Origin of the sequence: Leptospira tipperaryensis, assembly GCF_001729245.1 — a bacterium.
GTDB lineage: Bacteria > Spirochaetota > Leptospiria > Leptospirales > Leptospiraceae > Leptospira > Leptospira tipperaryensis.
This window is the reverse complement of sequence record NZ_CP015217.1, coordinates 3,131,393-3,154,676: the sequence shown is the minus strand read 5'-3', so window position 1 is coordinate 3,154,676 and position 23,284 is coordinate 3,131,393. Positions and strand designations below refer to the sequence as shown.

At 41.7% G+C, this 23,284-nt stretch carries 20 protein-coding genes; 5 read left to right on the top strand and 15 right to left on the bottom strand.

The genetic code is table 11. The features are described from left to right. Nucleotides 1–89: 89 nt before the first annotated feature. The 3 genes from A0128_RS14730 to A0128_RS14720 all read right to left on the bottom strand — a co-directional run bounded on the left by A0128_RS14730 (nt 90) and on the right by A0128_RS14720 (nt 2,008). The gene (locus A0128_RS14730) at nt 90–353 is read right to left on the bottom strand and encodes a hypothetical protein (RefSeq protein WP_069608212.1); all 264 of its coding nucleotides are present in this window, start codon (nt 351–353) and stop codon (nt 90–92) included. Between the two features lie 133 nt (nt 354–486). After that, nucleotides 487–999, bottom strand: coding sequence for a DUF1564 family protein (locus tag A0128_RS14725; RefSeq protein WP_069608211.1), 513 nt, complete (start codon nt 997–999; stop codon nt 487–489). A gap of 67 nt (nt 1,000–1,066) precedes the next feature. After that, nucleotides 1,067–2,008, bottom strand: coding sequence for a histone deacetylase family protein (locus tag A0128_RS14720; protein ID WP_069608210.1), 942 nt, complete (start codon nt 2,006–2,008; stop codon nt 1,067–1,069). Nucleotides 2,009–2,167: 159 nt separating this feature from the next. Here A0128_RS14720 and A0128_RS14715 point away from each other — a divergent pair, with 159 nt between their 5' ends. Beyond that, nucleotides 2,168–3,343: a putative glycoside hydrolase gene (locus A0128_RS14715; protein ID WP_069608209.1), complete on the top strand. Its 1,176-nt coding sequence runs from the start codon at nt 2,168–2,170 to the stop codon at nt 3,341–3,343. On the opposite strand, the gene A0128_RS14710 is transcribed toward A0128_RS14715, so the two are convergent. Both A0128_RS14710 and A0128_RS14705 read right to left on the bottom strand, forming a co-directional pair. After that, nucleotides 3,340–4,140, bottom strand: coding sequence for an enoyl-CoA hydratase/isomerase family protein (locus A0128_RS14710; RefSeq protein WP_069608208.1), 801 nt, complete (start codon nt 4,138–4,140; stop codon nt 3,340–3,342). The genes A0128_RS14715 and A0128_RS14710 overlap by 4 nt on opposite strands. Then, nucleotides 4,140–4,667: a hypothetical protein gene (locus A0128_RS14705; RefSeq protein WP_069608207.1), complete on the bottom strand. Its 528-nt coding sequence runs from the start codon at nt 4,665–4,667 to the stop codon at nt 4,140–4,142. The genes A0128_RS14710 and A0128_RS14705 overlap by 1 nt, the downstream gene beginning before the upstream one ends. A gap of 159 nt (nt 4,668–4,826) precedes the next feature. On the opposite strand from A0128_RS14705, the gene A0128_RS14700 reads away from it, so the two are divergent. Further along, the gene (locus A0128_RS14700; RefSeq protein ID WP_069608206.1) at nt 4,827–6,107 is read left to right on the top strand and encodes a PilZ domain-containing protein; all 1,281 of its coding nucleotides are present in this window, start codon (nt 4,827–4,829) and stop codon (nt 6,105–6,107) included. On the opposite strand, the gene A0128_RS14695 is transcribed toward A0128_RS14700, so the two are convergent. The 3 genes from A0128_RS14695 to A0128_RS14685 are packed head-to-tail and all read right to left on the bottom strand — an operon-like array spanning nt 6,099 to nt 9,521. After that, the gene (locus A0128_RS14695) at nt 6,099–7,367 is read right to left on the bottom strand and encodes a tetratricopeptide repeat protein (RefSeq protein ID WP_156781853.1); all 1,269 of its coding nucleotides are present in this window, start codon (nt 7,365–7,367) and stop codon (nt 6,099–6,101) included. The two genes, A0128_RS14700 and A0128_RS14695, sit on opposite strands and share 9 nt — an antisense overlap. Nucleotides 7,368–7,418: 51 nt before the next feature. Further along, nucleotides 7,419–8,132: an acireductone synthase gene (mtnC, locus tag A0128_RS14690; RefSeq protein WP_069608205.1), complete on the bottom strand. Its 714-nt coding sequence runs from the start codon at nt 8,130–8,132 to the stop codon at nt 7,419–7,421. Continuing rightward, nucleotides 8,133–9,521 (bottom strand): MFS transporter, encoded by a 1,389-nt coding sequence (locus tag A0128_RS14685; protein ID WP_069608204.1) that lies wholly within the window; start codon nt 9,519–9,521, stop codon nt 8,133–8,135. It abuts the gene before it with no gap. 257 nt (nt 9,522–9,778) lie between these two features. Between A0128_RS14685 and A0128_RS14680 the strand changes: the two genes are divergently transcribed. Then, complete coding sequence (locus A0128_RS14680) at nt 9,779–10,720, top strand: alpha/beta hydrolase (protein WP_069609317.1); 942 nt, start codon at nt 9,779–9,781, stop codon at nt 10,718–10,720. Nucleotides 10,721–10,735: 15 nt separating this feature from the next. On the opposite strand, the gene A0128_RS14675 is transcribed toward A0128_RS14680, so the two are convergent. Beyond that, nucleotides 10,736–11,746: a hypothetical protein gene (locus A0128_RS14675; protein WP_069608203.1), complete on the bottom strand. Its 1,011-nt coding sequence runs from the start codon at nt 11,744–11,746 to the stop codon at nt 10,736–10,738. Between the two features lie 134 nt (nt 11,747–11,880). Here A0128_RS14675 and A0128_RS14670 point away from each other — a divergent pair, with 134 nt between their 5' ends. Both A0128_RS14670 and A0128_RS14655 read left to right on the top strand, forming a co-directional pair. Beyond that, on the top strand, nt 11,881–12,960 hold the full coding sequence (locus tag A0128_RS14670) for an endonuclease/exonuclease/phosphatase family protein (RefSeq protein WP_069608202.1): 1,080 nt from the start codon (nt 11,881–11,883) through the stop codon (nt 12,958–12,960). A gap of 437 nt (nt 12,961–13,397) precedes the next feature. Then, nucleotides 13,398–13,856 (top strand): VOC family protein, encoded by a 459-nt coding sequence (locus tag A0128_RS14655; protein ID WP_069608199.1) that lies wholly within the window; start codon nt 13,398–13,400, stop codon nt 13,854–13,856. 97 nt (nt 13,857–13,953) lie between these two features. On the opposite strand, the gene A0128_RS14650 is transcribed toward A0128_RS14655, so the two are convergent. The 6 genes from A0128_RS14650 to A0128_RS14625 form a co-directional block, all read right to left on the bottom strand. Continuing rightward, a complete protein-coding gene (locus A0128_RS14650) occupies nt 13,954–14,916 on the bottom strand; it encodes an LLM class oxidoreductase (protein WP_069608198.1) in 963 nt (320 codons plus the stop codon). Between the two features lie 147 nt (nt 14,917–15,063). Beyond that, the gene (locus A0128_RS14645; RefSeq protein ID WP_069608197.1) at nt 15,064–15,369 is read right to left on the bottom strand and encodes an ArsR/SmtB family transcription factor; all 306 of its coding nucleotides are present in this window, start codon (nt 15,367–15,369) and stop codon (nt 15,064–15,066) included. A 74-nt stretch (nt 15,370–15,443) separates the two neighbouring features. After that, nucleotides 15,444–16,919 (bottom strand): adenylate/guanylate cyclase domain-containing protein, encoded by a 1,476-nt coding sequence (locus A0128_RS14640; protein WP_069608196.1) that lies wholly within the window; start codon nt 16,917–16,919, stop codon nt 15,444–15,446. A 27-nt stretch (nt 16,920–16,946) separates the two neighbouring features. Further along, nucleotides 16,947–17,321 carry a DUF1987 domain-containing protein gene (locus tag A0128_RS14635; RefSeq protein WP_069608195.1) on the bottom strand — a complete coding sequence of 125 codons (375 nt, stop codon included), beginning with the start codon at nt 17,319–17,321 and terminating at the stop codon, nt 16,947–16,949. Nucleotides 17,322–17,323: 2 nt separating this feature from the next. Next, on the bottom strand, nt 17,324–17,878 hold the full coding sequence (locus A0128_RS14630; RefSeq protein ID WP_069608194.1) for a SiaB family protein kinase: 555 nt from the start codon (nt 17,876–17,878) through the stop codon (nt 17,324–17,326). Between the two features lie 37 nt (nt 17,879–17,915). Continuing rightward, nucleotides 17,916–23,270, bottom strand: coding sequence for an AAA family ATPase (locus A0128_RS14625; RefSeq protein WP_069608193.1), 5,355 nt, complete (start codon nt 23,268–23,270; stop codon nt 17,916–17,918). Nucleotides 23,271–23,284: the final 14 nt, after the last annotated feature.

Below are 23,284 nucleotides of genomic sequence, written 5' to 3'. Positions count from 1 at the left end.
AATTGAATTCTTACATTTGCCCCTATCTCTATAAACATTGAAAAGAGACATAATTTCAAGAATTTTTTACATTACCGATAGGAATAAACTCAATGCGAGGCTTCTTTCTTAGAGGAAGTCTTATCGACTAAGATGTCGGAATTCCAGGGATGATTGCGTTTTAAACGAAATACCGTTGTTTTTAGAATGCAGTAAGGGTTGAAGAGGTCGGAATTCCCGATCGGAGTCGCTTTTCTTGAATACATTTGCGAGCTGAGAAGAATCCCTTGAACTTGATGAATGCCAAGTCTTTTTCCACGTTTCATGGCGCTCCAACCAAACTTCTCGTCGAGCCCGATTCTCAAGGAGCTCATTCCGAGTTTCCCTTAGAAGAAAATCGAGGATGAAGATATAATTTCTAAATCTTCTTTCTATTTGATTGAGTTCTTCCAACGAAACTTCCATTCTTCATTGAATATCGGAATGTATTTAGAAAAAGAGAAAAATTTATGCAGTATTCAGCTCGAAATTTTGCCCTTTGGAAAGGCGTTTTAGAATCATCTTTTTATTTGAAAGAATTGTAAAATAAAAATGGATCGGTCTTACTTTCTCTCTTTCTAATTTTAGAATTGCTGTCTTCCAGTTTGGAATAGGGAAACCTTCGTCTCTATCGGTATCCACTAATCTGGAGAAAAGTTTACAAATCGATACGCCAAAATAAAAACCTGCAAGTTTCGCCTCGTACCAATCTTGATGATCGGGTCTAAAAGAAATTCGAATCAAGTTTTGTCTTTTGGATTGATAGAGAGTCTTTCGAAAAGCCGTGTCTGGAAATTTTGAAAAAAGATTTTTCTTCTGAAATTTGACAATGAGATAATGAAAATAATTCTTCAGGTTACCATGCTTTCTAAGTTTTATTCTTAAAAACTCTTCCAGATGTTTTGGTAAGAGCAGGTCGGACGGACCGGCGTTCCTTTTAGATTGTCCTCGAAACTCCGTAAACTCTTGAATTTGATTCATTTTTCTTTTTCCTCCAATGAATACGGTTCCCGGAAGTTAATAAAAGAATGTAAATATGCTTATTTTTTTAGGAAAAAGATTCAAAAACCGCGATATCGGTTTCTACAGATTCTGACAAAGAATTTAAGTCGTAACCCCCTTCTAAAAAAGACAGGACCCTTCCCTGACATACATGTTTCGCGCATTCAAGAATGATTCTTGTCAGTTCTTCGAAACCTTTGGTCGTGATCTGCATTCCACCGAGCGGATCCTCCTTATGAGCATCAAAACCTGCGGAAATCAAGATTATATCTGGGTTAAATTTTTCGATTGTGGGAACAATGGAATCCTTAAATACTTTAATATAGTTGTAGTCTTCCAAATTTGCTTGGAGAGGTATATTTTTCGTTGTTCCTCTCCCAGTTCCTTCACCGATTTCGGTCGGAAGTCCAGTCATCGGATAAAACGGAAATTGATGAACGGATAGATAGAAAACGTCTTCATCTTTATAAAAAATTTCTTGGGTTCCATTTCCATGATGAACATCCCAATCTAAAATAAAGATCTTCTTAAATCCGTTTAACTGTAAGTATTTCGTCGCAACTGCAACGTTGTTTAACATGCAGAAACCCATAATACGATTGCGTTTCGCATGATGTCCTGGTGGTCGGAGAAGTGAGAATCCATTTTTGATTTTTCCCTCCAATAAAGCATCTACCATTGTAGTTCCTGAGCTTGCGGCCTTGAAGGCGGATACCCATGAATTTTCTGTAAAGGGAGTGTCCGAATCGAAGTAACCCCTTTTATCTTTCGAACTTTCTATTTTTTGAATATGATTTTTTGAATGAATTTGGGTAAGAATATCGATGGGCAGATCCTTAATCTCCGGCTTATAAAGTGAAGTATAATAGGTTGATTTTTGAAGACGTTCCATACAAGCTAACAGCCTATCCGAATTCTCGTAATGGGGGATTGTAGGATTTGAATTATGATAGAGAAACATTTCTGAAAAAATAAGTCCGGTCGCCATCTTTTATCTCCATTGAAATTTTTTAATTTGGGCTTCTCCCTATTAGCAGAATAAGCAGTTGATTCTTATTAGGTATTTCTCACTGTTTCTTTTAGTTTCACTGGCTGAATTCCGACATATAAAAGAGAACTAAATTAATTTCGATATTTTTCTAAAGCCGTGAATAAAATAATCTTATCATTCTCAATATTTTTTCTCTGTGTATCTTCGATATTTTCCGATTTCGATCTCCCTTTTCCTAAGATGAATCCAAGGAAAAAAACAATAGATCTTCAGTTGAAACCGGCTCCTTTACCGGAAGTCGGAACTACTGAATCCGTAAATAAGAAAGAAATTGAATCACCGCGTTTGAAGCCAGAGGTTTCCTCCGAGCAGTCGAAGAAGTTGCCTACAAAATTTGAACCCGCTCTTGAAGGGAAATCAAAGGTCGTAACTGCTCAAAATCGAGAAAATCCCCCGAAACCGTTAGAAAATACGTTACCAAATGTTGATCCAAAGACTCCGAATTTTTCCAGAGGAATTTATATTTCGCAGAGGACCTTAAAGAAAGTCAAAGCGTTTGAAGAAATCCGTAAAAAGGGCAAATCTCACGGCATAAATTTCCTAGTCATAGATGTCCAGCCGACCTCGCCTTCGAAGGAAACTTTGAATTCTTTAGTTTCGGAAGGATTTTATCCAGTTGCTCGCGTTGTAAACTTTGACGGCGGACTTCCGACTGAAAAACCGTCTGAACAAAAAATTGCATCGATTCACAAATCAATTCGTGCTGCGTGCCAATCTGGATTTCCTGAAATTCAATTGGATTATATTCGTTACGCTGATAATTTTCAACTCAAACTATCCTTCGAAACTCGTTATAAGAATATTTCTGGGATTATTAAAAATATCCGAAACGAAACTTTGAAGTGCGAAAATCTACCTTACATCGGAGCGGATATCTTTGGTCGGATCCCCTTTAATCAAAATGATTCCATTGGTCAGAAAGTGGAAGTTTTTGCACAAGTAGTCGATGTTCTCTACCCAATGTTATATCCTTCTCACTTTTATGGGATGCCCGATCGAATCAAAGATCCTTATCAGACTGTCTATGACGGAACTCATCTCACCTTAAAAAGATCCCTGAAAACGACAAGAGTGATTCCTTACATCCAAGGATTCAATATGTCAGTAGCGAAATCCGGACTTTCTCTTTCAGATTATATCAAGGCGCAGGTAAAGGCCGCCTATGACAGTGGAGCTCATGGATTTGTAGTATGGAATGCCTGGAATGAGTATGATTCTACCTTCCAGGCATTAAAAGATTATGATAGAGAAATTAAGGAGGGAAGTAATTAGATTCCTTTAAACTCAGGTTTTCTTTTTTGTTCGATCGCCTTGATCGTCTCTTTGAAGTCGGCCGAGATAAAGTTTCTCGCTTGAGATTCAGCTTCCTTTTTTAGGGCGGCTTCTAACTTTTCACGGTCGTAAGTATTCTTCTTTAATTCACTTAGAGCAAGAGGAGCGCTCTCAGAAAGCGCAATTGCAATTTCTGTTGCTCTCCCCAAAACTTCTTTCTGAGGAACGGAATCGTTACAGAGGCCGGCGCGTAACGCCTCATCCCCAGTCAACGTTTCGGCGAGAAAGAGAAGCCGATTAGCCATATGTGTTCCGAAAAGTTCTTTCACAATATAACTTGAACCCATTCCAGGATGAATTCCTAATTTCACGAAGTTGAACTGATACTTTCCTTCATTTGCAAAAATACGGATATCGCAGGCAAAGGCAAGGGAAAGTCCGGCGCCGATTGCGTGACCGTTTGCGGCACAGATAACAGGAATATCCAATCTTCTTACCGTCAAAAAGAGATTATAAAATTCGAACATTGTTTTCTTGTTCGTCTCGAAATCTTTCGTGGAGAAAGATTTTAGAAGTTCGAAATTCCCGCCCGCGGAAAAAATTCCATTTTTCCCAGTCAAGATAACGGCTCTTGGTTTCGATTTTTCAGGAGCGTCTAACAGGCTCTCGATGGTTTTCTTAAACTCAAGGCCCATCTCGCGGGTCATTGAATTTCTGGATTCAGGGTTATTTAAGCTTAGCGTAAGAATTTTGTTTCCTGAACCCAGGTCGATGGTGTCTTGGTCTATTAATCCCATTAAACTGCTTTTTTCTCCAATTCAAAGCTTTCATACCAGATTCTATCGGATACAGTCAACGGTTTTTCTCCGATTCCCATCTGCGTGAAATATTCGAGGAGGGTATCTAAATGGATGGCTTCTTCGTCTTCTAAGGTCCAAAAGGTAGAATCGATCGATTTTGAAATGAGCGCCTGACCTCTCACCGAGTCCTGAAAGTATTCCGGTTTTCCAGAAAAGATCAAATGAGCTGAAACGAGATCAAAGCGAATCGTTTCCATGATCTTTTTAAACTGGAGTTCCGACTTTTCAAAGTATCTCGATGCGATTTCAGTTTGAAAATAATCTCCCCAAGTCAAAATATCCGGCTCCACTCCGGTTCTCTCTTTAATCTGTGAGATCTTTTCTTCTTCGATAAAAGGAGTTACGGCAAATCGATCTACGAGTTCCTTGAGAGCGATCAAATCTAGGATTTTCGCAGCTGATAGCTTTCCCTGTTTCATCATATCGAATAATTCCGGGTTGAGTTCCGACTTTCTTGTATCCATACCTTCTTTTTCGGGCTTTTCCGAAACCTTCCCAGGGATTTTTTTTCTCTTCAGTTCTCTTTTCTAAACGCTTATGTCCCCTCTGAGCAACCCGACTGAATTCCGACTTCCTAAAAGCCGATACTTAGAGAGAATCTCTCTTTCATCAAAAGAAAACCCATGGCAGTCGGTAGATCAGATAGTTTACAGGAACTCATAACCATTCTCGAAACGATGTTTGGAGAAACAATTATAGGGACCGACATCAATCTCGTAAAACATCTCTTCTATTATCTCAAAGCGGACGACGTGGAATTTCCTTTCGATTACGACGGACAAAAATATTTCGCGGTCGTGGAAGAGATAGAAGAGACAAGCGTAAACCTAAGAATTCCGGGAGCGACACAGGGACTTACTCTTCGCGCAAAGATCAGCTTTGAGATTATGAACATCCTCTATCAGTTTGAAGTCGTGATTTTGGAATTTTTAGAAGAAGGAATGAAGATAAGAATTCCATCCGAACTCCAGGCGGCCTCTTTTAGAAAAAACATCCGCGTAGCGGTGGACGATCTCTTTATGAATTACGTGATCCTCTTTCGTTCCCTTTCAGGGGGAGGGCGTGAGATTGGAAGAAATATTCAAGTTGAACAAAGATTTAACAACTTGATGCGGGAGATCAAAAAAGATAACCCGGATCTTCGTCTCATAAATATTATGATTTCAGAATATATTTCCACGGTTTCCAAAGAATACGATATCGTTTTTTTCTCGGGAGAAAAGAAAGAAGAAAGTTTTTTAGAAACCTTTATCCGAAGATACGATAAGCCCGTTTTTATATCTGATACTTCCTTAATTATCAATTATATCCGAGAAACAGACCCTTCCGAAGTGGATAACTATCGGGACGAATACATTCGTATGGTTTTGGAAAACGGCCAAGACTACGCTGATAATTTTTTTAGAGAACTTCAGAAGAATGAAATTCGAGATTTTCTCGTCTCCTACATGATTCTTCCGATCAGACTTTTTAACGACGTCGTCGGATACATACGAGTCTACGCATCCGCGATGGATCGATATTCGATTACACCTTCTCAAGCGGGATATTTGATCGAACTCTCCGAAATTTTCAGTTACTCCATGACGAAGATATTTATTCGCGCTGATAATTATCGCCAGACAAAAGCAGCTACTCGGGTTGTGGACATCAGTATCAACGGTCTCTTGTTCGAGATTGACGAAGAAAGAATCTTTCACTATTTAAAGAAGCATAATATCATTAAGATCTTTATTCCTCTTACGGAAAGAACCCTCATCCTTCGGGGAGAAGTTGTTCGATATATCGTGGCCGGAGATGGGAAATTCAACTTAGGCGTTAACTTTTTCGATTCCAATCCGGACGATATGCTCGTCCTTCAAAAATATATCTTCACAAGAACGCGTAAAATTCTTTCAGAGTGATCCTATAAGATTCGCCGCTCTTAGCAAATAGGGATCTCCCGATTGAGACGCCGGTTTAAACGTTTTGTATTTTTCAAAAGATTCGCTTAACATTCTTTTGAAGTTCGCAACCTGTTCCAATTCTCCCAGACTACTTTGTCCGGATTCCGATGTGAGTTCCGTGATCTTGTCTATGTATAGTTTACACGCGAGGAGATGAACGCGATAATCGGAAGGATTGAGAAAATCCGCGTTCCTCGTAAGCTTTTCCGAAATCTCAAAGTAAGTATCGGATTTTTTTCTCTTTGCGGAAGCTTCTGCGGGAGATTTTCCAGGTTTGGAATCTTCTCTATAAAGATAATAGTATGTTGTCGCCGAATTGATTAAGAGTTCGGAATCCGCTTTCGTCAATTTAAAGGCTTCACGAATCACATCCATAGACTTTGAAAGGATCCCTGGATTCTTAAATCCTTCAGTTTCGTATTTATGATTTAAGTAGTCTATGTATTCAACATAGAATTCTAATTCTTCTTGCGAGTTTCCAAAACGTTTCCGATTTTTCCAAGCCATCGAAAATTCGGAACCCGCTGAGATATAAGCCTCTCCCGTTTTTTTGTAGAGCAATCCTAAACGGAAATGACCCATGGGTGAAGAAGGATCGAGGCTGATCGTATGTTTATAAGAACGTATGGATTCTGCGATTTCGTTTCGAGAGAGATGATAGTCTCCCTTCTTTCTTTCTACGATTGCGGATTCGATTTTTTCGGAGACGAGGGGCGCAGCCACCATAAGATTTCTATCTTTTACTAAACCGAGGTTTCCGATTCCTCTCGCTCTTTTTCCGATAAAGGATGTTTGGAAGATGGATTTGATTTCGATCTGAGCGACGATGTTTCCGTTTTTGTAATTCTTATGATCAAAATCTTTTTCTATAAGATATAAAATTTGCCCGACCCTTAGACCCGGATCGTAATTGATTTTGATCGTTACCAGATCGGCTCTTGTATCCACGCCGATATCCAGATTCTTATTTTTTCCTTCTTCCTCGATCGGTTTGACCTTATCGTAAAGAACCGTTTCTCCCACGAGGATCATCTTTTCTTTTTCGGGTTTTCCCGGTTCTCGAAAAGCATATACGAGTTCTCGAGCTTCCAGGATTCCAGTGGAAATGGAAATCGGAAGAATAAAAATGGAAATCAAAAACGTTCTCACCTTCCAAAGATCGGCCGTTTGTCCGATCCTGCTCGGAAAAAAAGAACCGTTTTCGCGGCTCCGAATCATAGAATTACGAGGGATTTGATTCTTCCGAGCATTTTGATAAGAGAAGTCGTTTTAAGAATGAGACGGGTTTAACGTTTCAAACGAAGTAAGCTTTAGATAAGGATGTTCCGGTTGTTTTGAATTTCCGGGACGTTCTAAGACGGCGGCTCGAAGATCCGCTCCGATCGCAGCGTCCGCCTCTTCTTTGATATCTGTGAAGAATAAAATCTTTCTCGGTTCCACTCCAAGTTCTTTCGCGATCTTAGAATAGCTTGCGGATTCTCTTTTACCTCCGACTGCGGTATCGAAGTAGCCTGAAAAATATTTTGTAAGATCGCCCGATTCCGAATACTGGAATATTAGCTTTTGCGCTTGTACACTTCCGGAAGAATATACTGCCGCCTTCTTTCGAGAGCTTTGAATCCTTTTTAAGAATTCCGGAACATCGGAGAACATCAGACTTTTGAGTTCTCCGCTTTCGTATCCGATCTTCCAAATTCTTCCTTGAATCTCTTTCAATGGACCGCTCTTTCGATCCACGGAAACGAGATACTTACAATATTCGCTCAGAGCCTCCGGAGAATCTCCGATCCTTCCTTTGTAAGTCGGATCGTTTTTTGCTTCTTCCAAGAGTTTCTGTTTCCATTCGTTTTCCAAGGAGGAAGTTTGAAAAAAAGAATCCATCTTCTGAACCGAATACGGAAAAAGAATTTTATGTACGAACTCGATCGGCGTTGTCGTACCTTCTATATCAAATAAAAATAATTTAAAAGATCCGATGTCCAATTAAGCGGTTCCCCTTATCTTTTCTGCTTCTTGGACCAAATAATCATGCACGTCTTTTTCGTCTTTTTCAAAATTATTCAAGACCATAAGCCAGAAGAGGGCGCATGGAATCCAAAATAGAACTGAAATCGAAAGTCCGAGAGAACGATCTCCGGGAGTTAAGCCTAGGATAACTGCGCTCATAGCGGGTCCCAATCCTTTTCCGAGATCGTCTGTGAGATTATAGAGAGCAAACATGCTACTTCTATTTTTTGGAATATTCACGTTAATTAATGTGGCTCTCACGTTTGGTCCGGTGAGGGAGATGAGAAAACCAGCGATTAGATTGATCACGATGAATGTCCCGGAGGTCGCGATAGTCTCCGCCTTTAATAGATAGAGACAAGGAAGAATTCCGAGCAAGATGCTCGTCATACAAAAGATAGGAAGTAATCTTTTTCTGTAGTTGTAGATTTTTTGTCCTATGATTCCCCCGAAAAAAGTTCCGGCAAAAACTCCGATCGCCGCGTATGTGAGAAGCATCGTCGCGGTCGCCTTATCGAGGTGATACGAGGTTTCATAGTAGTCCACTAAGAACACAAAGAAAACCCCCCAAGGAACACAACCGGGTATTCCTTGCAAAAAGATTCCTATGTTTGTCTTGTTTTGAAACAAAAGCCGAATGTCGCTCCAACGAAGATGAAAACTTTCTTCCGAAAATTTATCGGCGATTCCTTGCCACTCGGTTTCTCCTCCGCCTCGAAGAGGTTCCTTACAAAAGACCCAATAGATCAGCGCGAAGAAAAAGGAAGGAACAGAAAGATAGATAAAGCTCATTCTCCAGCCGTTGATCGGATCCGCGTTTCCTAGGATTCCACCTAACAACTGTCCTACGCCGAGTCCGATTCCCATAGAAAGTGATACGTAAGCCGCCGCGGTGGATCTGGATTTATCCGAAAAATAATCTCCGAGGACTGTAAAGAGAAGCGGAAAAATTCCTCCCAGTCCGAAACCGGTGAGAGTTCTATAAATTACAAATTCAGGATAGCTCGTTGCAAAGCCGGAAAGAAAACAAGGGATTTCCCCTAAGAAAACGGAGAAGATGATGAGAGTTTTTCGAGAATATTTTTGGGAAAGATATCCCATACTCACGGAAACAGCGCCACCCAAAATAAAAAAGAGAATCGGAATGACTCCTCCGATATACCAGTCAACGTCTTCCTGACTATTCAATCCGAAAGAGGCGCCTATGTTTCTTAAGTTAGGCGCGATTAGGTTTTGATCCGCGAACAGAAAGAAGGCCATCCCCATGATCATCCAAAACGCGAGGATCGCATTCCAACCGTGGTTTGCCAATTCTCCCAACCCGAAAAAGCGAAGTAGGCTTTGTTCCGAGGGTTTTTTTTCCATGTTCTCTCCAGAGTCTCTTTGTTTATTAACGAATTCCAAACAATGAAGAGAGTGGAGGAAAACTCAAGGAACTTTACTTGAAGTTTTAGATTTTGAGATCCCCCGTTTGAGCGAATATAACGAGACATAGATAGCCGAATCGTTGTCTTTCTCAATCATCGAAATGAAAAATGGATCTTTCTTTGTTCAAGGAAGAATATTTAGTTGACCCCTATTGTTTTGATGATTCCTTTCTTCCAGATAACTCGGTTTTCGCTATGACCTTTCACCACAAAGAATTCTATATTCTATCAAGCTCCGATAAATCAAAGTTATACTGTCAGTCTTGGACAAAGCCGAACGCAAATCGTTTGATGATCGTTCATCACGGTTTCGGAGAACATAGTGGCCGTTATGCGAACTTGCTCCGTTTTTTTGGGAAGAGTGATATCAATTTCTATTCTTTCGACATGAGAGGCCACGGAAGATCGGAAGGAAGAAGAGGTCACGCTGATTCTTTCGATCAGTATGTTCGGGATCTTTCCGATTTCGCTTCCGAAGTTTTGAAAAGAGAACAAAAGGATCGTTTTTTTCTGTTAGGTCATTCTTTGGGGGGAGCCGTTGCTCTTCGTTATTCCCAGGAAGGCATCAATCAGGACAATATCTTGGGTTTGATTCTTTCCGCGCCAGCTCTTATGGTAAGAATGGATTTTAAGAAACAGCTTAAAAAAATAGCCGCAGGTTTTTTGAGTAAAATTTCTCCCTCTACGATCGTGGACGCGGAGTTGGATCTTCAGTTTCTTTCCCACGATCCGGACGTGATCGAAGCGTATCGTCAGGATCCTCTTGTTCACGGTAAGGTTTCTTTAAGAATGGGGTCCGAACTTTTAGAGATCGGGCCTAAGCTGATCAAAAAGGCGGGGGTTCTTCGTTGTCCGGTCCTGATTCTTCACGGCCAGGAAGACGGAATCGTGGACGTAAACGGCTCCGCGGAACTTTATAAAAATCTAATCTATCGAAACAAAAGAATCAAGATCTATCCGGGTCTTTATCACGAACTCATGAACGAATATCCGGAACACAGAGAAGTCGTGTTCCAGGACATTCAGGCATTTTTGGAAACTCTTTTTCGAGAAAGGATTCTTCCGGATACAAAAGATTCTTCTTTGAAGCTAAAGAAAAAGACGCAGAGCGCCGGAAAGAAAAAAAGCGCCGTCTAAAATTCTGAAATCATCTTAGTTCTTTTTGTAGATAAATACGAAAGAAAGAGTAAATAGAAATCCCAAGATCGCTACCAATCCGAGAATCGAACGTTCCGTCGTCGGGAACCAGGTTCCGTTTTCGATCTTACGATTGACTCGTTCCGTTTCCACATCCATCACGGGCGCTCCTCCGGAGACCGAAATCGAAACCTCGTATTGAGGAGCCGGATAACCGATCTTAAACGCTTTCATATCGGAAGGAACGTCTTCTTCGATCCTTTCCTGTTTGGAAGCTCCGATAAAAGAAACTTCCATGTCTCCCGGTTTGGAAAAAACCGCGCGAAACCCCTCGCTCTTTTCCGCCAGCATTCTATCTTTAAACGTGACCTTAGAAAGATTGCTCGCCGGAATCGTATAAGAAATTTGTAATTCTGAACTTCCGGGAAGAATGGCGCGATCCAGATACTTTCCGTTTGGTCCGTCTTGAAGTTGAAGAGGAATCGCCATCCTCGCTTCTCCTTGTGTGAGTTGTCCGACTACTTCGGTCGCTTCGGAAGGCACATAAACCTCGAACGGATTTTGTTCGTCTTGATAACTCTTAGGAGGAATCGTATTGTTGGAGATGAGAAAAATTTTAAATACTCGAAGGAAATCTTTTCCCCTCGTGATCTGCATCGCCGATCTCGTTCTTACGAGAGATTTGTCCCTTGTTTTTTCGTAGACCACGATCTCTTGTACTGCGGATCGCATCACGGGAACCGGGGGCACCATCTTGTTGTAGTTGACTCCCGCGTATTTTGCTTGGAGAAGAATCGGGGATTGATCCGGAACCGTGAGTTTGGATACTACAAAGTCGCCCTTCGCAGGACCGAGGTCTTTGATCGGAATCATCCCTTGTTGGAGGGCGATGATACGAAGGGATTCGATGTTTCCTTCTTTACCGGTGGTTCCGTTTTTGATACGGATCTTGAGTTCGATTTCTTCCGAATGAATGGAGACTTGTGCGAAGAAGAGGATGGATAAGATCGTAAGAATTGTTTTCATCTCGGGCTCTTTAGAGTCAGTTTTATTCCACCCTCTTAAAAAGAAAATCCTTTACACTCGCTTTTGTTCCCGTAGCTTGTATTCTCTTTGAACGATGGTATCGTTCGTTTAGACGGTTTTTAAGGAGTGTCGTGATGGCTTGGTTTCGAAAAATATTGGCGGTATTGGGAATTCTTTTTGGTTCTCTTTTGATTCTGATTTATTCCATCACCTTTCATCCCGATCAGGCGCAACCGGCGGAAGTCAAGTGCGCGGAGGACGCTCCGATTTTGAAAGCGGATTCTAAGATTAAAGTTCTTGTCTGGAACGTGCAATATCTTGCGGGTAAGAAGAGAGTGTTTTGGTATGACGTTCCAAACGGAGACGGTCCCGATATCGGTCCTTCAAGGGAAGAAATCGAAAGCACTCTCAAAAAGATAACCGATTATATTCGTTCGGAAAATCCGGACGTGATTCTTTTGCAAGAAGTGCATGACGGAGCTAAGAATACTTTCAAAGAAAATCAGTTGGAAAGAATTCTTGCCGGACTGGATCCTTCTTACGTCTGCAGCAGCGAGGCTTTTTACTGGAAGTCGGCGTTTGTTCCTCATCCAAAAATTCTCGGAAGTGTGGGAATGAAACTCGCGACGATCAGCAAGTTTAAGATCTCCGATGGAATCCGACATTCTCTTCCTTTGATGCCCGCCGATCCGATCTCGACTCAGTTCAATTTGAAACGTGCGATTCTTCAAAACGATTTTCCGATCGAAGGCGGAGAGAGGTTTACGGTTTTGAATACTCATTTGGACGCGTTCTCTCAAGGAACGGATACGATGCATAAACAAGTCGATACGATCGCCGGACTCCTCAAGGAGTTGGATCTCGCGGGCCATTCCTGGGTGTTAGGCGGAGATTTTAATCTTCTTCCTCCCGATTTTGATCGTAAGGCGATGCATGCGAACGGCGCGTTCTTTTATTCGGATGAAAAGGAAATCAAACCTTTGTTCGATCATTGGAGTTCCGCGGTTCCATTAGATATCTTGAATGGACCGGAGAAGGCGAAATACTATACTCATTTTTCCAACGATCCCGCGATTGGAAAACCGGACCGGACGATCGATTATATTTTTTATTCTTCCAATTTGAGACAGAGCGCTTACAGAGTCGATCAAAGCGAGAAGGTCTGGGATATCAGCGATCACTTTCCCCAGATCGGAACTTATGTTTTGAAGTGACCTTCGAACCGTTTGCTTTGTAGATTCCGAAGGCGATTATTCGTGAATCGAAAGAAAGTGTGAGTTCCTACTTTTTCTTTGAAAGGAAAGTAGGAACTCACACAAAAAGAATTCTTCGTAGATTCGATTCTTCCGACAAACGGGTCGCCTAAAAAAAATTGCAATCGGACTTGAAGTCCGTTTGGTCTACGCTCGGAGAAACTTGTCTACAACTGGTTCGTGTAGTTCCGACTTGGATGGAAGAATACGGCCGAATCGCAAACTCAAAATAAGCGAAAACCTTCTCGAGGGAATGAAGTTGCCAAAGAGAAAGCGAGGGAATTTTCTGGATTCAAGATCCGACCTTCGAAGAAGAACGAATCTGAATTCTTTTTTTAAAAAAAGAAAGCGCAGAGTAGAAGGTTGGAATCAAGAAAATCGTTTTTGGAAATAACATTATGAGACCATTTAAAATTTTAGGAATTCAACAGATTGCAGTCGGCGGAGAAGATAAAAAGAAACTCGAAACGTTCTGGGTGGATATCATGGGCTTGGAAAAAACGGGAACCTTTAAAAGCGAAAAGGAAAACGTAGACGAGGACATTCTAAGAATGGGGAAGGGCCCTTTCGCAGTCGAAGTCGACATCATGCAACCGATCGACGTAAACAAAAGCCCCAAGGTGCACGAACCAAAGCTGAATCATATCGGACTTTGGGTGGATGATATTCATAAAGCAGTGGAATGGCTGACTGCAAAGGGAGTTCGTTTTACTCCCGGTGGAATCAGAAAAGGCGCGGCGGGTTACGACGTCTGTTTTATTCATCCGAAAGGTAACGAAGAATTTCCTTATTCTTCGGAAGGAGTTCTTGTGGAATTGGTCCAAGCTCCTGCGGACGTGATTCAAGCTCTTCAGTAAATTCTACGAACTAGCAGGTTTCCAGATCCCAGAACGGATTCGGAAACCTGCTAGTCCGTATTCCTTCCAAAAAAAAGAATTCAAGTCGGAACCCCTTTTAGATTTTGAGGGCGGGAAGAACGAATTCAATCAATTCCTCTAAAACCTCCCATGCCGGTCGTTTCCCGTATTTTAAATTGAGAACGACGTGATTGACTCCGATTTTTCTAAGGATGAGTAAGATCTCCGTGACGAAGTTCCGACCGGAGCTAAAACCGAGATGAATGTTTTTGGGGAGTGCGTTCGGATTTTTTTGTAAGTCGATATAAAGCGACTGTGCAAACGGAAGAAATCGATCCCCCCAAACTTCTTCGACAACGTCTCGCCAATGAGAAACGACGAGCATCTGTTGGTCGGGAGGTCTCGGGTAGGAGATCCAGCCGTCCGCGTTTTCAGCGATCCATTTTACGGATTGTTGGCTACAACCGGTTACCAATGTCGGAATTCCAAAGGAAACCGGTTTTGGGACGAGGTCCACTCCGGAGATTTTGCCGAAAGGAGTTTGAAATTCCGGAAATTCGGATTCCAGATAAAGTTTGAAATCCCGAAAGTAGTCTCTGAATATTTCTCCTCTTTTTTCAAAATCGATTCCTAAAATCGGATATTCCACGGGTCGATCTCCGGAAGCAAAACCCAAAACCAAACGACCGTCGCTCAATTGGTCTACCGAAGCCGCCGCCTTTGCCGTATGAATCGGATGTCGAATCGGAAGAATGACGGAACCCGTCGCTAAGGCGATGGATTCGGTTTGTGCGGCAATATATCCGAGATAAACCCAGGGATCAAAAATCTGCCCGACGTCTCCGAAAGCGGGATCCAAAAGTGGAACGTCCCGAAACCAAAGAGCGGAAAAACCTCCTTCCTCCGCGCGTTTTGCGAGTTCGATTTGATTTTGCATCGTAGGTTTTGTCCCTTCAAAAGCTTCAATGGGGAAGAATAAACCGACGCTCAATTGATTCTTCCTAAACATGGAAGAATAACCTTTGTTTTTACTCTTTGTATCGGAGTTTAGTGTAAGCATAGTAGTCTCTAAAAATGATATATATAAATATCTAAATTAATAGATATTCTAAAATATGAGAAGACAAGAAACGAATTTAGAATCGACTTTAGGAATTCTTTTGAAAGATACGAACTAACCTCAAAGAAACGACTTAACCCCTGGTCTTCACTGGATTTTACGCTTTAAAAAATTCAAATATTCTCGGATGGTTTCCTCGTTTCTGCTGTAAAACGTCCATTGACCGATCCTTTTCGATTTCAATAGATTGGCTCCCAAAAGAAGCGAAAGATAATGGGAAATCGTGGATTGTCCTAATTCGGTTTTTTCTTGTATCAGGGTGACACAAACTCCGTCCTTTTTAAAATCACCGATTTCCTGTTTTCCAAAATTGGATTCCGGATTCTTCAGCCATTCTAAAATATTCAAACGGGTCTCGTTTCCGATGGCCTTCGTGACCTTGAGGATATCCATAGCTCTAATTAATCGATATATCGAGATTTGTCAATATGGAAATCGATTAAAATCGAAATACCGAAGCCGGAAGATTATTTTTTTCCGATCAGAAAAAAGGTTCTCATTGGACCTTTTCCCTTGATCTCGATGATCCCTCTGTCTTCAAATTCAAAAAGATCCTTGAGTGCGTCATACGTCGCTTCCGAACAATTGATCTTCCCCGGTTGTCCGTGGGATTCCATTCTCGAAGCGGTATTTACCGAGTCGCCCCAGAGATCGTAGACGAATTTATTTTTTCCGATGACTCCGGCGACTACGTCTCCGGTATGAATTCCGATTCGAATATTGAATTCGTATTTCCAAGATTTCTGAAGATTTTTTAGACCCGAGATCATTTCGATTCCGGCTAACGCGATTTTTTCCGCGTGATCGGTGGTCGGGTTCGGAATTCCTCCCGCCATCATATAACAATCTCCGATCGTCTTGATCTTCTCGAGTTGATACTTGCTCGCGATGTCGTCAAAACAGGTAAAGATCTGATTTAAGATTTCCACCAATTGATTGGGAGTAGGGATCTGCGTTGAAAGTTTGGAAAATCCCACGATGTCCGCAAAAAGAACCGTAGAGTTCGGAATATAGTCGGCGATAACTCCTTCCCCACCTTTTAGTCTTTCGGCGATTGCTTTGGGAAGAATGTTGAGAAGTAGGCTTTCTGATTTCTGTCTTTCTTTTTCCAGACCTTCGTTTAACACGTTGATCTTTTCTATAGAATCCTTGAGTTCTCGATTTCTTTTGGAAAGAGTTTTGTAAGCGTCCGCGTTATCCACTCCGATCGCTACGTAGTTTGCGAGCGTTCTTAAAATGCTGAGCTGATTTTCGTTAAATGCATTCTTCTCGTAACTCTGAATGGTAAGAATTCCTATAAATCTTTCTTCCACCTTGAGAGGAAGATAAACGACCGAACTCGTCTTTTCTCCGAAGTGTTTTTGAATCGGAGAAACATACTGAGGAAAATCTTTTTCGAGATCGTTCGTGATCAATTCTTGATTTTGATTATAACAAAAGGAAGAAGGATTCTCTTCGGACAAAGAATCCACGGAAGGAGCGGGTGTATAACGACCTTCGATGAGACTGAATTTGTATTTAATCTCGTTCTTACCTTCTTCTAAAATCCCGAAGGCGAGAATATCCATCGATACCATGGACTTCGTATTTTCATAAACCGAAGTGAGAATGATCTTAGGTTCCAAACTCGCAGTGATCATCTGACCGATCTCACTCAACTGCTTTAGGTTTTGATAAGAAGAAACCAATCTGTGATTGGAATCCTGAAGTTCCGTTTGAGTTTTAATCAGACGATTCTGAGTAGAATCTCCGATCTTCATCAGTTTAGAAGATTGTTTTAAAAGAGATTCGTAAGCGTCTCCGACTTTTTTGAGTTCTTGGATCAGATCGTCTTTTTGAAGAGAATCTTTTTTATCTAGGGTTTCGTTGACTTCGTTTAATAATTGAAACTCGTTTTCAAAAAAAGAATTAAAGTCCTTCTGCGCTGGAGACGCTGGTTCCATCGATTGGTCCTCGGCCGAAGAACGGTCTTATTTGTAGGATTTAAGTTCGAACGGCAGAGAAAGATCGGATGAGAATTCCTCTCCTGTTTCTTGCATATCGTCGTCGTCTTCTTTATATAACCAGAGGACTTTGACTTTACCGCTTTGATCGTGATATTTTTGGAGAGAATCCAAAATGTCCATGATCACTTTCGAAGAACTTGTATTAAAATAATCTAACTGAAATTTTACTTGGATGGCGCTTTTGTTTCCCATCGTGGAGTTGAGCCAATCGAATACCGGCTTGTAGAAAGCGATCGCGTTTTCCGGATAAGATTCTCCGATGATTTCCACTGCTCCTTTCTCAGCGTCCAAAATAACCTCTGGAGAAGTTTTGGTCTGTTGGATATGTAAAGATTCCATTCTCAATTTTCCTTTGTGAAGTATGCAGAAAGTGTAAAAAACGAATGCTTATCGTCTACCGGTGAAATGCCATAGGTAAGCGGTCCGTCCGACTTTCTTGCTATATCAATCAGGCCGACTCCCGCGCCTTTGCTGTCATCCGGCCTGTCCGAGCGCAACTGCTGCTGGTAATAAGTCTTCAGCTCGTCCCTTGACATAGAATTGATCTTCTCGCATTTTGTTTTTAGCGATTCGATTTTCTCATTTAGTACAAGGTTCCCGGACGAAACATTATAGCCAATCGATTTTTCATCGACCATAATGATGCCGACTCCGCCTTCCCTTCCGTCTTCGAGAGCTCTTCTTTCCGCCGAATAGTGTAACATATTCTGTGCCAATTCAATAAAAACGGCGAAGATTTTTTTGATTTTCGATTCCGTACTCAGAGAAGTTCGGATCATGGAACCGAATTCCGTAAGGACTTCCTGCGAAAGTCGGCCCTTAAAGGAAACAATTAATTGATAATCGCAGGCCTCTTTGTAGTGCTTAAACAGGTCTACGGACTTGTTTTCCATCATTTCTTTTTAACATACTCCCTATATTTTCGTTTAGAGCTTAGATCCGAAATCCGATCAAAGTTATGTCATCTCTCTGGGATTCTCCCGCTTGATGTCCGTCTAAAAAGGCCGCGAGTCTTTCTTGTTGTTCGTCCGCCGGAAGGGAAGACACGCCGTGAAGTTGGGCGATGAGTCCTTTGCTGGCGATTCTTTGTCTTTGAGGATTCGGCTGATCCATGTATCCGTCCGTGGTCAGGTAAAACATAGTGGGCTTTCCCTTTTCCAGTTTTACTTCGTGGGTCGTATAGGTTCTGGAATCTTCTTTCTGTCTTCCGCCGATGGAATGTCTGTCGCCTTTGATTTCTTCTATCTTCCCGCCTCTGGAAAAGTAGAGAGGTCTCTTTGCTCCGGCGAAATAAAGTTTCTCCGATTCAATTCGGCAGAAGCAGATATCCATTCCATCGACCGAGTTCGTATCTATGGAATCTTGTTTCAAGGCTTGTCTTACATTCTTATTCAGATGTTCCAAAACTTTTCCGGGGTCTTTGATCCCTGCCTCGTTTACGATCTGGTTGAGCAAAGTATTTCCGATCATTGACATTAAAGCACCGGGGACCCCGTGTCCAGTACAATCGACTGCGGCCAGAAAAATAGATCCTTCTTTTTTACTGAACCAATAGAAGTCGCCTGAGACGATGTCTTTTGGTCTGAAGAGAACGAATTGTTCTTTTAGATTTTTTGCAAGAAGAGTTTCGGAAGGAAGAATTGCCTGTTGAATATTCAATGAATATGTGATACTGTCTGTGATGTGTTGATTCTTTAATCCGAGATCCGCGTTTGCCTGAGCCAACTCTCTCGTTCTCTCTCTTACTTTCCCTTCCATGTTCGAGTAGAGTAACGCGTTATCGATGGAGATCGCCGCTTGAGAGGAGAGTATGTTCATGATCTGAAGACGATCCGACGTGAAAGCTCCCTCAGAGAGATTGTTTTCGAGATAGAGAATCCCGGAAATTTCTCCTTGTTTGATAACGGGGGTGCAGAGGACGGATTTAGTTTTAGAATTCTTAATATACTCGTCCTTGTTAAACTTCTCGTCTTGGTTCGCGTTTCTGAGAACTAAGTTCTCTTTTGTGCGTTCCACGTAGTAGATCAAAGAGATCGGAAGATTTTTGCTGCTCCCGAGAGGAATTCCAGTGAGTACGTCGACGTCGTCTTTTGTGATCGAACCTTCCGCTTCGACATAAAGCCTTCCTTCTTTTTTAAGAATGAGAACTCCTCTCTGCGCCCCTGCGTTTTCGATTACTATCTTCATCAACTTGTCTAAGAGATTTTCCAGTTTGATCTCTCCGGAAATCGCAGTAGAACTTTTTAATACAGATTGAAGATCTAACGTCTGACCGGAATAAACTTCAGTCGCCGCGGCTGTCGTCGTCGAGATCGTTCTGTGAGTGCGAATCGTACCGGTTCCTCTTTCGCGGATAAACTCCGGATACTTGGACTTGAGCATACTCTGTTTGAGATTGGCTCCCCAGAGTCCGTAACGATGAAAGGCTTCGTTGATAAATTCTCCGGCGATTTTAATACTTCCTTTCGAGAGCCAGAATGTCGCGGCCATTTCGCAAGCAAGGGCTTCGTCGTTCGGGAATTCGTTCTTTCTCGCTTCTCGGATCGCAGCTTCGTAGGTTCTCGCAGCTTTCCAGTTTTTGTATTCGAGTCTTGCGAGTTCCGCTTCGACTAACAGATGTTTGTGATAGAAGTTCTCAGGACAACTCTCCGATAGAACTAAGAGTTGTTTTTGATTTTCTCGAATTTTCTTTAAATATTCTTTTTTCTTATCAGGTGTAATCTTTTTATAATTCGCCGCGAGCGCGAGGGAATACAAAAAATTATGCTCCCATGGTCCATATTGGCCTCCGAGATAAAGAATCATACCATTCGCTTCTTCCGCTTCTTGAAGAGCCAGTTGATATTCTCCATACATCAGTAAGGATCTTATCTTCATCACTTTGAATGTACAGATCGGGGCTAAACTCTGATGATCATTACAGAGATCGATGTATTCCTTTTCCTGGTATTCGTTTGAAGAAAAGTCAAGATGGCCGCCCGTTTCCCCTCTCAAGTTGGAAAGAATTAGAGTCGTTCCTAAAATCGTATCGATAGCGAGATTATTTTTAACTTTTCTTACAAATTTGAGGAGCTGGTTGATTTTCGGTTTAAGAATTTCTAAATTCTTTCCTTGAAAAAGAACGTTAGACGCATCGTTCATGGCCGCATAACTTCCGTGTAGAAATTCTCCGGAATCCAAAGCGGCTTGTACACATTTGATGTTGACTTCTTCGGAGAACTTGAGGTGTTTTACGAACGAAGAAGAATAGTTTGCTAATATGTTTGCGGCTTTTGTGTAACCGCCCGAGTTCATATATTTTTCGCTGAGTTTTACTGCCAATTCGCAGAAGTCATACGCGGCTTTATAATCGGATAATTTTCCGACGAGGACCATCCCGTAGCAGGAATAACCGTAAGAATCGGAAAGGTTTCCGTGTTTCAAAAGTAAGTTCGCCATTTTTAGACAGATTACCGGGAAGAGGGCGGGCTCTTTGTTGTAGGCCATCGGAATCGCACTGATCAAAAGATTGACCGCCCAGATATGGTTCGGATCCGTCATAAGCGGTTCGTCTAACAACGATGTTACGCTTCTGTTTTTTAAATTTTTTCTTACTTCTTCGATTTCCTTGTCCACGACCTTATCGAAGTTTGAAGTCGGGATTTCAATTCCCAAAGGTTTTAACGCTTTGATAACGGTCGGCATCGCGAGATCGAATTTTCCTTGCGCCGAATATTCTATCATCAACAGGTTATAGGCATCCGCTTGTTCCACTGGAGTTTTCGCCTGTTTTAAGATGGTCTGGATCATCTCCTGCGATTCTTCAAAATTTCCGTTGAGATATAAGACTTCGGCCAGCTCCTTATGGACCGAATACGCGAGTTCGTATTCTTTCGACCAAAGCTCCTTATCTCCTTTCTCCGCTTCCGGCAGCGAAAATAAAAGTTCTCTTGCTTTTTCGGAATATAATTTCGCGGGTTTGTAGGCGGCGGAAAGTTTTGCTTTCTGCGCGGCTTGAACATTCAATTGAAGTAATCTTCTTTTTTCCTCGTTTTCCGTAATTAAGGAAGAACCGGTGTTTAGGTGGTTTACGACGTCGAAAATGGAATCTTCTAAAGCCTTTTCGTTTAGGTTTTCTAAAAGGATTCTTCCGATTTTTAATCGAGTGGATTGTTTTTGATCTTCGCTTAATAATTCGTAACTTGCTTGTTGAACCCTGTCGTGTTGAAAACGAAATAGAATCGTCTTGGCAATCTGAAAGTTTTTTTCCTTATTTTCTTCCACTTCTTCCATGGAATCGACCAAACGGTAGTTGTCTCCGTAAGGAACAATCAATTCTTCTTCCATCGTTTCCATAATTGCGGAAGCGGTTTCTTTTAGGGTTGTCCCCAAAATTTTAGATTGAACTCCAAGATCAAAGTTACTTCCGATACAAGACGCCAGTTTTAAGGTTTCCTGCGTGCGAGGGGAAAGTTTTTTGATTCTTCGGACGAGAAGTTCCACCACGTTATCCGAAATATCGGTTTTCTTTATTTTTTCTAGATTCCAAATCCATTTTCCGGTAAACGTAGAATCTCCTTTTTTATAGGAGATGATTTCTTCTTTTGATAATTGTTTTAAGAGTTCATTGATAAAGAAAGGATTCCCTCTGGTTTTAGAATATACGATTTCCGCGAAGCTCAGAGTTTCTTCCGAAGAACTTCGTAGGCTGTCCGCTAAAAGTTCGTTTACGTTTTGTAAACTGAGAGGTTTAAGAAGAATTTTGTCTAAACGAAAACCCTCTTTTTCCAAACCTGAAACCAAGGTCGAAAACGGATGTGTCGAATCCACTTCGTTGTCCCTATATGCTAACATTAAGAAAAGGTAATTTACGGAAACGTCTTCGATTAAGTTTTTTACCAATTCGAGAGAAGGGGTGTCCGCCCACTGCAAGTCGTCGAGAAAAATGGCGAGAGGATGTTCTTGATGCGCGAAAATTTTAATAAAGTTTTGAAAGACTAAATAGAAACGGTTTGCGTTCTCCTGTGCGCCGAGCTCTGTTACTGCCGTTTGAGGGCCGATGATAAATTCGAGTTCGGGCAAAACGTCGGTGATCACCTTTCCGTTGCTTCCCAGAGTATCTTTGATTTTGTTCTTCCAGTCTTCGATTCGTTCGGGCGACTCCGTAAGAATTTGTTCTATCAGATTGGAGAAAACTTGAATGACCGCGCTAAAGGGAACGTTTCGATTGTATTGATCAAACTTTCCGGAAACAAAATATCCTTTCGATTCCGTGAGAGGTTTGTTGATTTCTTTTACGAGAGAGGATTTCCCGACTCCCGAATAACCCGCGATCAGAACTACGCTCGTTCTTCCCGTGTCTGTGACTCTTTTGAATTCACCTAACAGTGATTCTATGTATTCCTCTCTTCCATACAACTTTTGAGGAATTTTAAATTCTTGAGAATAATCCTTGGAACCTAAGACAAACGCGGGAACGTCTCCGATCTCGAGCCATTTTTTTTGAACGGTTTCTAAGTCGGCTTTTAGTCCTTCCGAAGTCTGATAACGATCCTCTGCAGTTTTAGATAATAATTTTAGGACGATTTGAGACAGTGCTTCCGGAATTTCGTTTCTCAGCTTGCGAGGATCCACGGGATCTTTTGCGAGATGAAAGTGAACGAGTTCCAAAAGGTCCTCGCTTTCAAACGGAAGTTTCCCCGCGATGAGTTCGTAAAACGTGATTCCTAAGGAATAAAAATCGCTTCGGTAGTCGACGGATCGATTCATTCTTCCGGTTTGTTCGGGGGATACGTAGTGAATACTTCCTTCCAATCGGTTTGGATTGGACCAAGAAGTTTCCTCTTTGGAAAGACGGGTTGAAATTCCAAAGTCGACGATTCTTAAAACGCTTCCTTCCGGATTGAATATGATGTTATCCGGTTTTAAATCTTTATGTATTACTTTTTTATTATGTATTTCGCCGAGTCTTTCGGTGAGATCGATCGCTATTTTGAAAAAGTCCTTGAGGTTGACCGGTTTTTTTCCGGAGAAATGTTTGAGGGTTCCTCCCGGAACAAATTCGAGAACGAGGATAAATCCTTCCGGAATTTTTTCCATGGCGAAGGCGTGGATCATCTTCTCGGACGCGAGATAATTTAGAATTTCGAATTCGTTTCTCAAATTGACGACCGCAGGATGTAATTCGTCCAGGATCGGAATATATTTGATGACTACCTGCGATCCATCCTTGGTTCGAACGGCTTTGTAGACCTCCGTCGACGAATCCGAATTCATTCTTTCTTTTAATTCGTAACCTTCAATTTTCATATCTGTTTTATTTC